The 12,597-nt window shown below is 65.6% G+C and carries 13 protein-coding genes and 4 pseudogenes; 7 read left to right on the plus strand and 10 right to left on the minus strand.

What is annotated here, in order from left to right; all coding sequences use genetic code 11:
* Nucleotides 1–29 precede the first annotated feature (29 nt).
* The 4 genes and pseudogenes from OHS57_RS00460 to OHS57_RS00475 form a co-directional block, all read left to right on the plus strand.
* Nucleotides 30–140 (plus strand): annotated as a pseudogene (locus tag OHS57_RS00460) (IS5/IS1182 family transposase); the annotation flags it as partial.
* On the plus strand, nt 140–679 hold the full coding sequence (locus OHS57_RS00465; RefSeq protein ID WP_328580501.1) for an ArsR/SmtB family transcription factor: 540 nt from the start codon (nt 140–142) through the stop codon (nt 677–679). The pseudogene OHS57_RS00460 and the gene OHS57_RS00465, both read left to right, overlap by 1 nt.
* The gene (locus OHS57_RS00470) at nt 676–1,059 is read left to right on the plus strand and encodes a DUF1707 SHOCT-like domain-containing protein (RefSeq protein ID WP_328580502.1); all 384 of its coding nucleotides are present in this window, start codon (nt 676–678) and stop codon (nt 1,057–1,059) included. The genes OHS57_RS00465 and OHS57_RS00470 overlap by 4 nt, the downstream gene beginning before the upstream one ends.
* Nucleotides 1,060–1,271: 212 nt before the next feature.
* The gene (locus tag OHS57_RS00475) at nt 1,272–1,397 is read left to right on the plus strand and encodes a hypothetical protein (RefSeq protein ID WP_328580503.1); all 126 of its coding nucleotides are present in this window, start codon (nt 1,272–1,274) and stop codon (nt 1,395–1,397) included.
* Between the two features lie 1,036 nt (nt 1,398–2,433).
* On the opposite strand, the gene OHS57_RS00480 is transcribed toward OHS57_RS00475, so the two are convergent.
* Nucleotides 2,434–3,705 carry an AlbA family DNA-binding domain-containing protein gene (locus tag OHS57_RS00480; RefSeq protein WP_328580504.1) on the minus strand — a complete coding sequence of 424 codons (1,272 nt, stop codon included), beginning with the start codon at nt 3,703–3,705 and terminating at the stop codon, nt 2,434–2,436.
* Nucleotides 3,706–3,993: 288 nt separating this feature from the next.
* Here OHS57_RS00480 and OHS57_RS00485 point away from each other — a divergent pair, with 288 nt between their 5' ends.
* Nucleotides 3,994–4,824: a hypothetical protein gene (locus OHS57_RS00485; RefSeq protein WP_328580505.1), complete on the plus strand. Its 831-nt coding sequence runs from the start codon at nt 3,994–3,996 to the stop codon at nt 4,822–4,824.
* A gap of 21 nt (nt 4,825–4,845) precedes the next feature.
* Here the strand turns inward: OHS57_RS00485 and OHS57_RS00490 are convergent, their stop codons facing one another.
* From OHS57_RS00490 to OHS57_RS00510, 4 genes and pseudogenes are all read right to left on the minus strand, one after another.
* On the minus strand, nt 4,846–5,058 hold the full coding sequence (locus OHS57_RS00490; RefSeq protein WP_328580506.1) for a hypothetical protein: 213 nt from the start codon (nt 5,056–5,058) through the stop codon (nt 4,846–4,848).
* Nucleotides 5,059–5,124: 66 nt separating this feature from the next.
* On the minus strand, nt 5,125–5,634 hold the full coding sequence (locus tag OHS57_RS00495) for a hypothetical protein (protein ID WP_328580507.1): 510 nt from the start codon (nt 5,632–5,634) through the stop codon (nt 5,125–5,127).
* Nucleotides 5,635–6,261: 627 nt separating this feature from the next.
* Nucleotides 6,262–6,426, minus strand: a pseudogene (locus tag OHS57_RS00505) (MerR family transcriptional regulator); the annotation flags it as partial.
* A gap of 42 nt (nt 6,427–6,468) precedes the next feature.
* Nucleotides 6,469–7,866, minus strand: a complete 1,398-nt coding sequence (locus OHS57_RS00510) for a hypothetical protein (RefSeq protein WP_328580508.1) — start codon at nt 7,864–7,866, stop codon at nt 6,469–6,471.
* A 107-nt stretch (nt 7,867–7,973) separates the two neighbouring features.
* Between OHS57_RS00510 and OHS57_RS00515 the strand changes: the two genes are divergently transcribed.
* Nucleotides 7,974–8,099 carry a hypothetical protein gene (locus tag OHS57_RS00515; RefSeq protein WP_328580509.1) on the plus strand — a complete coding sequence of 42 codons (126 nt, stop codon included), beginning with the start codon at nt 7,974–7,976 and terminating at the stop codon, nt 8,097–8,099.
* A gap of 449 nt (nt 8,100–8,548) precedes the next feature.
* Here OHS57_RS00515 and OHS57_RS00520 read toward each other — a convergent pair.
* The 4 genes and pseudogenes from OHS57_RS00520 to OHS57_RS00535 form a co-directional block, all read right to left on the minus strand.
* Nucleotides 8,549–8,956: pseudogene (locus OHS57_RS00520) on the minus strand (transposase); the annotation flags it as partial.
* A 345-nt stretch (nt 8,957–9,301) separates the two neighbouring features.
* Nucleotides 9,302–10,075, minus strand: coding sequence for a hypothetical protein (locus OHS57_RS00525; protein ID WP_328580510.1), 774 nt, complete (start codon nt 10,073–10,075; stop codon nt 9,302–9,304).
* Nucleotides 10,076–10,459: 384 nt separating this feature from the next.
* Complete coding sequence (locus tag OHS57_RS00530; protein WP_328580511.1) at nt 10,460–10,849, minus strand: hypothetical protein; 390 nt, start codon at nt 10,847–10,849, stop codon at nt 10,460–10,462.
* A 167-nt stretch (nt 10,850–11,016) separates the two neighbouring features.
* Complete coding sequence (locus tag OHS57_RS00535; protein WP_328580512.1) at nt 11,017–11,280, minus strand: hypothetical protein; 264 nt, start codon at nt 11,278–11,280, stop codon at nt 11,017–11,019.
* Nucleotides 11,281–11,926: 646 nt separating this feature from the next.
* Here OHS57_RS00535 and OHS57_RS00540 point away from each other — a divergent pair.
* Entirely contained in the window at nt 11,927–12,334 is a 408-nt protein-coding gene (locus OHS57_RS00540) for a hypothetical protein (protein WP_328580513.1), read from the plus strand.
* A gap of 9 nt (nt 12,335–12,343) precedes the next feature.
* On the opposite strand, the pseudogene OHS57_RS00545 reads toward OHS57_RS00540, so the two are convergent.
* Nucleotides 12,344–12,559: pseudogene (locus tag OHS57_RS00545) on the minus strand (ATP-binding protein); the annotation flags it as partial.
* Nucleotides 12,560–12,597 lie beyond the last annotated feature (38 nt).

Raw genomic sequence — 12,597 nt, forward strand, 5'->3', positions numbered from 1 at the left:
CTGGCAGAAGTCGACCGTGAGGCTCGGGGATCGATCTGTCCAACTCGACCCTGCGCTACCTGTCCGACCTGCTGAGAGCCCGCCGTCGTGATCGCGGCACGCGCTGGCGCCGCCGGACCGCAGACCGACAGGCTATGGTGTGCACAAGGCGCTCGCTGATCCCCTGCGGATCCGGCTGCTGGAGGCGTTGTGGGAGACACCGCGGTCCGCACGGGAACTCGCCGATCAAGCCGACATCCCGGTTGATCGCCTCTACTACCATCTGGGTCAGCTGGAGCGGGCCGGGCTGATCGAGATCGCCGAATACCGGCCGCTGGCCCGTGGCAAGGTCGAGCGAGTCTACGCCCCTGCGGTCACCGAACCTCCCGGGGATACCGCGAGCCCGGAAGAGATGGTTGGGTTTCTCGGCTCGATGCTCGATGCCGCTCGGGCCGATATCAGTGCCGCTTGGCGGTCCAAGCAGGCAGGCGGCCTCCGGGAAGTCGATGTGCACCGCGGTGCACTGCGGCTGACCGATGACGCGCTCGCCGAGCTGCGCGGCCACATCGAACGACTCGCCACCCGCTTCGGGGACCGCGATGCCCCGGGGGCCTGGACGCGGGTGGTTATCGCACTTGTCGACCTGCAAGACCGTCCACCCCCTAATGCCGCTCCGCCCACGCCTGAGAGGTCGTCATGAATGACAACGAGGAGCACACGGCCAACGCAGTAATCCGAGCCTCGGACGCCGAGCGTGATCGGATCGAGGTGCAGTTGAAACAACACTACACAGTTGGCCGACTGACACTGTCCGAGCTCGAAGAACGCGTGGCCGCGGCCTACGAAGCACGCACCCGCGAGCAACTCGATGCCCTCATGAAAGATCTGCCAGGCGAAGCAGAATCACCTGTGTCACACACCCAGGTGATCGACTCCCGCCTGCTGATCATCCTGTTATGCATCGCACCCCCCGCGGCGCTCGTCTACTGGCTCATGTCCCAACGCACAGCACATCGAAGGCGTCCACGGGCACAGGACCTGGCTCCGATACCTGATCCGAAAGACGAGACTGCGGACTAGCCCGTGTTCAGGGCGCCATAGTGAGCTTTCAGGTGGAGGCGAAGTGCGGCGTGCTTGGTAGGTGGGCCGCACCTCGCGTGGTTTTCAGGACTGTCTGATCTGAGGGAGCCCCAGCTCAGTGATGCGGGCTGCGCTGCGGGCATGGGCCTGATCCATGGCCGTCAGCTTCTTGCTGGCCGCCCGCTGAGAACCTGACCCGGCACGAACACGAGGTGTTCATCACCATCCCGACCGCCGCCCACACCGTGCGGCTGTGGGTCGTCGACTCCGGCAGCCTGGATGAGACGATCGGGCCAACGCAGCCTGAGCCGGCCCTTTTGACCTTCGCCGGTCACTGACAAAGGTAACTACCGCCGGGACTTCAGAGCATCCCGAACGCTCTCATCCCAGTGGCTGCAAGGAAGACGACACCGAGTACCCCAAAGACGCCTCGCATGATGTCGGGCGAGAACCATGGATCAACCCCGCCACCAGGTGACCGCTGGGCTATCAGGTCATACACGCGCAGCCCAACGTTCCGATAGTCGAGCGCAATAGCTGTCGCGCCAGTACCCACGACGCCTCCCCAGACCAAGCTCACCCAGTCACCCACGGATCGCTCCTCCCCCAGCGGATTGCCCCATATGGGGCATCGTGACGCCTGCTCATACATCCAGCATCAAGGGCCCATGAGGCGAGGACTGGTGCACTTATCTCTGCACTGCGTGGAGCACTGAGAGAAGTACGCCGACACATCTCGGCTGGGCTGTCCGACCCGGGGGTGCAGGAGGCGCGGGAGCGGGTGGAGGCTGCGGAAACGAAGCTGGGCATGGAGCTGTGCGCCCGCCTCCAGCCGTTCCAGGACCCCTACGACCAGGCCGTAGCGGAAGGCGACGCGGACGGGCTCGCCGGCTCTGTGGGGGCAAGCACGGCCGCTGGGGGCGGATCTGCGTCCTACCCGACGGGCACGAGACCTCGATGGAGGAACCGCACTGGGGCCGCAACAGCGAGGGCCGGCCGATCGCGTGGGTGGGCAGCGCACCTGACGACTGGTGACCGGCGGCGGTCAGACGGCGGAAGGACCTCGGGGCGCACGAGCGGCCCCGGGGTCCTTCGCTGTCCGGGACCAACGGCACCGCTTCCAGGCCCTACACGCACTGGGGTGCGATGCCCGGGGGTTCTGAGCTGCGGCATCGCACTGGTGTGCGCGTAGGCCTGGGATCTTCGGGCCCTTCCTCGGCGAACTACGTGGCGGCCGAGGCGGGTTCGGTGAGGCGGTCTAGCCGCGTGTAGAGGGTCCGCACGAGTCAGGCGCGGTTCTACGACACCGGCGAGTACTTCGGTCCTGCTGTCCTTGGGCGGCTGGTCGCCACGAAAGGAACTCCGCAGGTCGCGTCACTCCTTGTCGATCAACGCCTCGGTGAACACTTCTTGGGAGTCCAGGGAGCGCAGCAGCGGACCGAGCAGGCGCCTGGTGACCGCCCCTTGTGCTTCACGGAGTTCAGCCAGTGTGACGCCAGTGGTCTCCTCGTACGTGTCCTCGCTGTATCTCTGGCTGCTGGGGAAGACCGTCTGCCCGGAGTACCTGCGCCGGCCGCGGAGCCGGTTGGCTCCGACCGCCATCGCCCAGTTGCCGTGGTATCCGACGTCTTCGGAGATCAGGCGCAGAAGTTCCAGTACCTGCCGGGTGAGGACAACGGCCGCAGAGTCGAAGATAACCTGCTCCGTGTCATCTGATGGGGTGTGCGGGTTGGACAGCTTGTCGGAGAGACGGGTCATGAGCAGTTTCAGACCGCCGTCCTCGAAGAGTTGGAGTTCGATGACGTCTTCATCACCCCAGCGTCCTTCAGGGGTGTACGTGCGGTCGGGTCCGAGACCTGAGGAGCTGCGAGCCACTCCCCTAGCGCGCCGGTGCCCCTGGTGGGCGTCGCCCAGGTCGGGACTGAATCCCCGCCCGGCGAGTGCCGATCGCAGGTCCTGAGATTCTTGGACACGCTTGATCAGCGTGCTCATGCGCAGGTTCCAGTCCTGGGCACCGGTGATCGGCAGGCACATATCCCGGCGGCCGGCCGTGGGCTGCACGACGAGGAACAAGTGGGACTGGTCGCCGACGTCGCGCAGCGGGTCTTCTTCCATCTGCTTCTGCAGAAGGAAGAGGGTGTCCGCTTCGGCGCTCCGCCGCTTTGCGTGCAGTGCGACGACCTGGGCGTCGCCCATCTGATATTTCGTCTTGTCACCGCGGCCGAAATACCGGTTGTCCACCATGTGCGGCGCGACGGGGCTGGCCGGGATGTGCACGATGAGGTAGCCGGTCTCGTCGTTGGCCGCAACGCTGATCTCCTCGGTGACGATGGTCAGCGGTGGGTCGGGAATCGTCCGTGCCACCTGCTCGATCTTCTCCGGCAACCCGTTCAGAGGCTGGGGGGCGAGTTCGAAGGTGCGGCTCTCCTTGTTCTCCTGCACGCCGATGATCAGCGTTCCGCCATCGACGGCGAACGAGGACAGATCTCGCGCCAGTTCCTTGTTGTCGCCCTTGCTGTTCGGGGCCCTTTTCAGGTCCAGGTGATGGTTTTCCTCGAGCAGGCCGCCGGTGACGGCGGCCTCAAGGTCGGCCTCGGTCTTCGGTGTCCACCGGGGATTGTTGGAGGAGAGGTAGATCGATGTCACTGTGCGGTCCCGCTTCCTGTGATCCGAGGTTCGGCGGGGCCGTGCGGCCCAGCGGCTGAGCGTCAAGGGTACGGAGGGGGACCGACAGCGCAGCGTTCGTCTACTCCGAATCGCACGCAGATTCGTGGAGACGTTCCCCCTGCTCCAATCCGGCGGAGGCGGCGACCGGACAGGGAGACACGAAGCCGTTGAGGGATGCGGGGACGGGACGACCAATGGCAGAAAACAGAGGCTCCTTGGTATGGGCGTGCCTGATGATGGTCACCACGTGCAAGGAAGGACATCAGGATGAACAACAGCTTCGGGCCGGACCTGTCGAGGGCATTGGCTGCGGCCACCAAAGGTATCCAGGAAGCCGTCGCGGCGACGGTCGTGCCGCCGCTGGAGATTCGTATACCCGCTCTGGATCACCTGGCCGAGGTAATCGCTCCGCTTCAGCCGGCGCTGGAACGCCTGGACGCGATGATGCCCGCCAACTGGCGGGGCGCCCGTCTCGACTACTCGGACATGATCGTGCTGATGAAGGAAGGCATTCCTCTGGTCTGGGTTCCCCCGGCCGACGTCATCCGCCAGCTCCTCGCTGCCGACGACACAACGGCCCGTGCACAGGTCATTGACGACTGCCGTCCGGCCATTCTGTCCTCCTGCATGGCAACCCTCGCAGCAGTGATTGACACCCAGTTCAGCGCGCAGACAACCCTCCTCGAGGAGTGCGTGCACATGGCTGACCGCAGCATGTTCAGTGGTGCCCAGGCACTGGCCGCCAACGTGTTAGACACCCTGATCCGTGGCCTGACCTACGCCAGTCCCGGCTGGCTCAAGCCCAATGGTCAGTGGCCGGGCTACGCCAAGGTCCTGAAGAATATTCCGGCCGTAGAGGACAACGACGCCACAATCCGCCAGCTCCGCGAAGCTGCGGCCTTCCTGCCGTTCTCGAAGGCACTGGAGCCATTCTGGGCGTCGGACCCGGTCCCTGAGACGTTCAACCGGCACGCCACCGCTCACGCAGCCGCGGCCACGCAATACACCCCGGTCAACGCCGTAACCGGAATCATGCTTGCCGTCAGCGTGCTCCGCGACATCGACGACATGGGGTATCCCGTACAGCTCCACGCCTAGCTGGTCGACGACGCGGTCGGCTCACCCACTGACGCCGACGCGACACATCGCCCGCTGCTGCCAGCTCTGGCCAGGCGCCTGTCGGGCAGTGCCGTCACAGCAAACTCCCACCATCGCGGCCTGCCCGGCAACGAGCTCCTGAACCAGCCCGGCGACGTCCTCCAGGGCGAGGCCGGCCGCATCGGCGAGCGCGGCCAAGTCCACGGTCCGGCGGTCAACCAGTGGGCGCAGCACCGCCTCCGGTCTCCCTTGAGCAGGTGGCCAAACACTCGCAGCCTACGCACTGCGGACGAAGCGTCCTCAAGGGCGTCCCACCCAGGCCCGATGGTGAGCCGCGACGTACAGCCCCTCGCGCTGTCGGCCGCACAGGACGCCGACGCGCGTTCTTCCCTCCATCACCTGCAGCCCACTGTCCGACAGACCCAAAAAGCGTCGGTCGATCAGGAGCGGCGGGCGCAGCCACGTCCCGTGGTCTTCCCAGTGCCTGCCGACTTCGGGGACTTTCACTGAGGCCCAGTGCACAGGGTTCTGTGCAAAATGCTCGATCAGTCCGGCTTCACTCTCGCCGGTCGGCATGGTGTGGAAGTCTGTGGCTGGGATCGTCTCCAGCGCCCAGGTGATCGCGCTCAGGTCGAGGTAGCCGTAGTCGACCACGAAGGGGCCGTAGTCGCCGTGTTCGAAGAGGAAGTCCTGCAGCACGTCGTCCGGCCACTGCAGGGCGGCCAGGGCCGGGTCGGCGCGGAAGCGGTCGAGGCTGAGACCGCCGTCCTGGCGGCGGACCATCAGCGGGCCAAGGTCGTTGAGGTTCATTCCACCAGATCTACCGGAGATTGCTGACGGTGTTCCCCCTGTTATCGGTCTGGTGCCGTCTGTCGGCTACCTGGCGGCGGTCACGGCTTCTGTGAGGCGCTCCAGCCGGGTGTAGAGGGCCCGTACGAGGTGGGCGCGGTTCTGGACGCCGCACGCGGTGCCCTTGAATGGGGCGGACAGGCAGCCGTCGGCTTCGCGGAGGATAACTTTGGCAAGGGCGCCGGGCGGGGTTCGGCGGGTTCTTCTACCTCGGGAGGGGGAGCACGCCGTTGATGACGGGGCGGATGCCGTCCGGTGTGGGCCAGTTGATGACGGCGACGTCGCGGTGCAGTGGGAGCCACATCTGTACGACGCACCCTAGAAGCGCCGGCCTGTGGATAGCCTGGAGACTGGGTCGTCACCGCTCCTACGAGCTTCCTTCGGTCAGCTGACTGGCGGTGTTCTCGATCCACCGCAGCACCCACTCGCCTCCGTCCTACCACCCGGCTCCGCATGAGCGTACTGGCCTTCGGCGTCCGCCAGTGACAGCCCTACGGCGAGCCCTGGATGACGGGGGCACGGACCGCCACCGCATCTGTTCCTCAGTCACCCTGGTGACCGAACTCCCGCGCCCGACAGGCGCCGTGCTCATCCTGCGGTTGTCGGGTTGGCAGATCCGGTGGCGCGACGGTATTCGGCGTTGATGCGCTGGGCCTCTTCGAGCTGGTCCTCAAGGATGACGATGCGGCACGCGGCCTCGATCGGGGTGCCCTGGTCGACGAGTTCCCGGGCGCGGGCCGCGATGCGCAGCTGACCGCACCGACCTTGCCTGCCACCAGGGGGCTCTTTGCCGCATCAGGACCGGATGCCGTCCCGTGTCGTCGTTTCCTGGAAGAAGGCGCGCAGAGGCTCCTGAATGGCCTGTGCACAGCTGCCGCAGTCGGCTGCGGCGTCGAGACGTGGGGCGAGGTCCTCGGTGTCATGGGGAGTGAGGACGAGCCAGCGCAGAACGACCTGCCGCACGATCAGTCTCAGCTCACGTAGCTCAGTCTGCCTTTCACCCTCATTCTGCTCTTTGAGCAGGTCTCCGTGTACGTACCGGGATCGTGCGTTGTACGCGTCCCGTACTGCTCTCGTGACGGGCTCGCGCAGGACGGAGGGGAACAGAGTGGCCGTGCGAGTCTGCATCTTCTTGCTGATGCCGTCGTGGTTGTCGTTGGGGCTGGCTATCAGGGCTTCCAGAGCGATGACGTAGTCCAGGTGCAGCTCGTCCATCTCCTGCTCCCGTACTTCGTTGTCGCTGGTGGTGCGCTGGTAGGCCTGCAGCAGGTGTCGGGCGGCCCGTTCAAGCCTTCGGGCACGTTTCCTGGGCAGATTGCGGCTGCTGGTCGCGCCGGCCATGACGGCATCGATCCTGGCGGTTACGGCGGAGCAGAAAGCCTGCATCCGCGGCAGATCGGCCGGGGCGAGGTAGAAGCTCCCCGTCGTGCGGGCTTCGAATTCGACCGGAGTCCCGTGGCGGCTTGCAACGGTGTCGATGGTGGTCGGTACGTCGTTTCGGTCCAGGTCGAAGTGCCGGCCGCGCTCGACTCTGAACACAGCATCGACGTGCAACAGGTCCTCGCTCCACAAGATGAGGGGGAGCAGAGCTCTCCAGTGGCGGGTTTCCGGCCGAGGACCGGCGGTCTCGAACCAGTGGGTCCCTCTGCGGTCCGGCATACGGTCAGGGTTCGGGGCATGGAGGAAAGGCGCACCGCTCAGAAGACCGAGGTCGAGCCCGCCCGGCTGCAAGCCGTGAAGCGCGGGCATGGGGCCCAGCTGCTTCAGTTCGTCGGTGGTGAAGGTCTGCAGGGTGTAGTGGCCCACCGGAACTCGTGCGCCTTCAGGGAGATCACCGGTCAGCAGCAGCCAGTCCTCGGCGCTCGGTGCCGACGCCGTACAGAAGGCAACGAAACTATCCGCGACCTCTTCCACCGGTACCGCCGCCCCTTGCGCGATCAGACGGGTCGCGTCGCCCAGCCCGGATGCACCCAGAACTACGGGCCATCGGGGCAGCCAGTCACCAGTGAGCTTCCCGTACAGGTCACGGTGCTCCGATATCGGCGCCACCATGACCACCGCGTTGCTCAGGTCATCCCACTCCGGCCGCGCTGCAAGCGCTGCGTCGGTGACAGCCTGGGGAATGGAGGGGAGATGACGTGCCTGCTCAAGCCAGGCAAGTGCGGCTTGACGGAGCTGGGAGTTGTCTTCCATGCGGCACGAAAGTAGCGCACCCCACCGCCTGCCCCGCTCCTCGACACATCGCAGCACGCCGACCAGCTCCATCCAACCCGGAAACCCTGCGACGCCATGCATTCCTGGTGTGGCGCCTCCCGATCGGCAATCGAACGGACGTACTGTCCGGGGCGGCGAACGACTTCCCCCAAGACCTACTGGACGCACAGCGCGAGCTGCACCAGACCGTGGCCGCGTACCGCGCCGAGTAGCGGGTGCCGTCCTCGATGAGCAGTTCGACTCCCATCGTGGGCTGGTGCCACGCGCCGAAATCCCACTCCTCAGCCTCAGTGGACCGGTGTCCGCACGACTGTGCGTATAGGTATCAAATGCCCGTCCAGGCAGGGCAAGTTCACCGAGGACCAGCGCGCCGCGCTGGCCGGCATCGGGCTGGAGTGGGCGGCAGAGGAAGGAGCGGCGTAATGGTCCTCGCGCGACGAAGATCAGCGGGGGCAGGAAGCCGTGCGTGGCCACGCCCGCACCAGTGCCTTCGCGGAGGCGGAGCGGGTCATCTCGTTGGTGCTGGTCGATCCGCAGGTACAGCAGGCCGAGGCTCGCTGCGGGGCGGGCAGCCAGAGGGCTACTGCCACCGGCAGATGGTCGACGCAGTCCGCTACCTGATCGCGGGCGGTATCTCCTGGGCGGGCGATGCCCGCGGACTTCTGCCGCCGTCGATGGCCTGACCGGTAGCGGGGACGTTGGTGGAGGTCTTGATGCTCTGGGAGTCGATGACGCAGGCGGTTGGTTCTTCCTCGCGGCCTTCCTGCCTGCGGACTTGGCGGCGGAGGAGGCTGTTGAGCTGGTCGAAGACACCTTCTTCCTGCCAGCGGGCGAAGTAGGCGTAGACGGTGTTCCAGTGCGGGTAGTCGTGCGGCAGGTACCGCCACGGGATCCCGGTGCGGTTCACGTAGAGGACCGCGTCCAGCAGGGCGCGCAGGTCGTGGTCCGGTGGTCTGCCGATGTCCAGCCCGCGGCCGCGTCGTTCGGCCCGCCAGGCCGTCAGGACCGGCTCGACCAACTCCCACCGGGCATCGGACAGATCGCTGGGATAACGCCGACGTTCAGACACGCCAGATATCAGCCGAAACAACCACCAGAAGGCACTAAACACCCTCTAAATGAATGTTTCAGAATGAAGTTCACTGTAGGGCTTGGCAGTTGGATGTTGTGTCTGCAGGATTCGTTGGGTTTCTGCCGATCTTGTGCCTGATGACTTGTGGGAACGCGTGGTGCCGCCGTTGCCTCCACGGCCGTCCGGGCGGCGCCGGCTGCCCGCGGATGACCTGGCTGCGCAGCGGGGCATCGTATATGTGGCCGTGCAAAAGCGTGAGCTGACGGGACGTCCCCACGGAACAGATCGGCTGCAGTGGGGTGACGGCCCGCCGTACCGCGCCCCCGTCCGCTGACGCAGCCGTCAACTACCGCCGTCAGGACACACTGACAGCAGCCCCTTCAGCGAACTCTCAACAATTCTCACAGCGACCTCGCCATTGACGCAATCGGTAACTCCTGCCACCTCGCGGTCGATCACACCACCAACCCGTTTGAGCTCGCTCAAACCAACGAGGGGAAACGCCCACCGCATCCATTCAATGATCTGCCGGACTCTAGCAGAACGACGTACGGCGGCGCGCGGAGAAGCATCCGCCACCCACTCGTGGATCACCAGGTCCATTGCATTGACTAGTCGGGCTTTCGGGGCATCAAAATCCGCAAGGATTAGATTCAAGATATCGGGAGGCGCGAGAGGAGCGGAAACCCCCGCAACGGCTGGCAGGGGGTAGGAGTCAATCCTGGAAAGTTCCATCCGTTTCTCTCCGCCATCTAGCACCAGATCAACTCTAGATGCCTCACCCATTTCATCGACGCGGACAGTGAGGCGATGACTACCGGGAGCACCGCACTTGCGAGAAAACGTCGTCAGGCGTTCAACATCGAGAACGAAAAGTGAACCCCCAGGAAGGTAGGCGGATCCGTCGAAGACGACTGTTCCGAGATCCGGATGGGGACCACGCCAAACCTGAATAAGCACGGGTGCTACCTGGGCACGCGTCCGAGTGGCGAGGTGGCCACCTTTAACGAGACTCGCTTCAGGCGACGGGACTTCGATAAAATATTCCACCACATCTGTCGAGCCAAAAATCACATGCGGGTTGTTGACCAGCATGTGAATAGCTGCGATGCGCATTTCCCTCTCCCTTGAGTGCACGGAGCGGGGCCGCCTCACTGAGGTGCCCCCGACGACTCTTTTGAACTACCCGCTGGTATGGCTGTCCAGAATCGACATTAGTCTCGAATTGTAGCCAGGCGCCCTAGGGTCCGGCATGTTGAAGTGGTCGCGCATCATTTTTTGTGCTCTCATGACCGCCTTCGACTGGTCTGCACTGCACCCTGGACACTGCGGAGGAGGTCTCGCCCCCGAGCGGCGCGGCCATCGGACGCCTGCGGTCGCGCCCGGCCGCGAGGGATGTCATGTGTGCGGCGCCGCTGGGTCTGAGCTGTGGAGCAGCGTGCGAGCGCGCCGCGATGCCACGCTCGCTTTCGCCGAAGCTACGACTACGGGTGGTCGTGGTCATGCCTGTCCCTGCCGGGCACAGGGGTGGCGAGCGTTGCTGGGCAGGCGGGTGGCGATGTGCTGGTGGTGCAGCAGTGCGTCGAATATCTCCCATTCCGCGCGGAGCAGGTCCGCGGCCGCCGGAGCGGCAGTGTGCTGCGGGCAGCGCTGGGTGTACAAGCGCTCCTGCTCCCCTTCGGGCAGGTCTCTGAGGTCGTAGACGGCCATGAGGAGGTCGGGCAGGGGGCGTTGGCCGGTGAGCGGTCCCGTGGGCATCAGGGTCCAGTTGCCGGGCGTGTCGGGGTTGAGGACGGGGCGGGTGCAGCGGCGGCGATGGCGTGTCTGGGCCACGCAGCAGATGTCCTCGACGGGACGGCCGGCGAGGTAGCGGGCGTGGAAGAGTTGCACGACGGGGCGTGCCGGCCGACACACGGCGGATGCCGCTGTGGGGTCCAAGCAGTACGTCGCGAGCGCGGCGCGCACGATGTCCTCGTCCAGGCCAGGGTCGCTGCGGCCACGCAGGACGAGAGCGAGATAGCGGCGGGCTTCGGCGAGCAGGTGTCGGCGGTGGAACGTCAGATGGTGCGGGTCATCCTTTTAGATGTACTGCATTGGCCGACCTTGTGGTGGCGCCACAGCTGCACCACAGTCCAGGCCAGCAGGACGGCAAATACGGCCAGGAAGGCACCTGCGATCCCGGCCTGGCGGCCTGCCGACCGGTCCTGCTGGAAGACCAGGGCCAGCGCAGACAGGAGTATCCCCACCGCGTATACCGAACGGACACGCCTCAGCTGACGCACCACGCGAGGAGGAAGGGCAACACGCTTCACGACAGTCATACCGCCCTGCTACCCGAACCCTGCAGGGGTAAGCCCGCACCCCCGATCATCAGATCCCGCCTCGCACTCGGCACGGTACATGCGTCGAAAATCGAGCCCCTCCTCCCGGCCCCCTCTGGACCGTCCCGGCCCTCGCGGCACTCCCCCTCCGGGCCAGCCCCGACCGAGCACGCCGACGAAACGGGCGTCGCTACCGTCCGCGAGGCGCTGCGCCGCCGGCGCGGCCGCTCCAAGGGCACCGTCAACGGCCTGTTCCCGCTGATCAATCAGATCCTTGAAAACCGGCACGGCCCCGGTACGGTGCCCGCACCGCCCCAGGCCACCCTGTATCGGCTCGCCACCTCTCCTGCCCGCCCCCGACAGCTGCCCGGCGAAGTCCGTCCACCAGATTCCCGCGAACCTCGAGAGGCATGCCTTCACCCCCGCCACGGCAGTGCAGCCCGGCCAACTGTGCCCGCAACACATCGCAACGGTCGCGGCCTGTACCGCCGAGCAGCAGCTCGCGCCGCCCGAGGAACGCACAGTACGTCTAGAAAGCGGTCCATCCCCCCGCTGTCGGCGCACTCGCGTATGTCCGGAGGTATACGGATGAACGTGCAGAGCAAGTAGCCGCCGATTGGTGCTCATTGCCGTGCGAGATGATGGGATGGTGGATCTTCGTTACTTCAATCAGACCGGCTGGACCGCCATCTTCAGCGGGACGGAATCCGAGACCGGCCGCATGGTGCGGGTGGAGGCATGGGACCCGGCAACGAGAACAGCGCTTGTCGTCGACCCAAAGAGGGGCGCCACGCGTCCCGTCACGGACTACGAGGACTTCTCCCACCTTGAGAAGGCCGACCATGTCGTAGCCGCAGTTCCTGGTGGCGGGTGGCGGGCCCACTGGAAAGACGAGGGCCCGGGGAAAACTCCGCTCACGGAACAGGTGCTTGCGTGGTTGATCACCTCGCAGGGCCGGGCAACGGCCATCACGATGGACGCTCACGGGCATGTTGACGATGCCGACAGCGCCGACGCCTTCATCCCGCCGGGCGAGGAACCGGGCCCGGCTTGAGCCCCCGGATCAGGCGACTTCCGCCTCGCGCTCGATGGCCTTGAGGCGGTTCTTCACCCAGTAGCTGGGACCGTTGATGGCGACGACTTCCCAATGGTGCAGAAGGCGGTCGAGGATCGCGGTGGCGAGGACCTCGTCGCCGAAGACCTGGCCCCACTCACGGAAGGTCTTGTAGGTCAGGATGATCGAGCCCTTCTCGTAGCATTTGGAAATGCCCCGGAAGACCGGTTCCTGATGCGCTCATACTCGCCCCCCCCTACAAC

Origin of the sequence: Streptomyces sp. NBC_00370 (assembly GCF_036084755.1) — a bacterium.
Classification (GTDB): domain Bacteria; phylum Actinomycetota; class Actinomycetes; order Streptomycetales; family Streptomycetaceae; genus Streptomyces.

What these genes read in the sequence shown, in the direction of transcription:
- OHS57_RS00485 (WP_328580505.1), top strand. Translation starts at nt 3,994, where the DNA reads ATGAACAACAGCTTCGGGCCGGACCTGTCGAGGGCATTGGCTGCGGCC.
- OHS57_RS00470 (WP_328580502.1), top strand. Translation starts at nt 676, where the DNA reads ATGAATGACAACGAGGAGCACACGGCCAACGCAGTAATCCGAGCCTCG.
- OHS57_RS00495 (WP_328580507.1), bottom strand. Translation starts at nt 5,634, where the DNA reads ATGAACCTCAACGACCTTGGCCCGCTGATGGTCCGCCGCCAGGACGGC.
- OHS57_RS00535 (WP_328580512.1), bottom strand. Translation starts at nt 11,280, where the DNA reads ATGACTGTCGTGAAGCGTGTTGCCCTTCCTCCTCGCGTGGTGCGTCAG.
- OHS57_RS00540 (WP_328580513.1), top strand. Translation starts at nt 11,927, where the DNA reads ATGGTGGATCTTCGTTACTTCAATCAGACCGGCTGGACCGCCATCTTC.
- OHS57_RS00510 (WP_328580508.1), bottom strand. Translation starts at nt 7,866, where the DNA reads ATGGAAGACAACTCCCAGCTCCGTCAAGCCGCACTTGCCTGGCTTGAG.
- OHS57_RS00525 (WP_328580510.1), bottom strand. Translation starts at nt 10,075, where the DNA reads ATGCGCATCGCAGCTATTCACATGCTGGTCAACAACCCGCATGTGATT.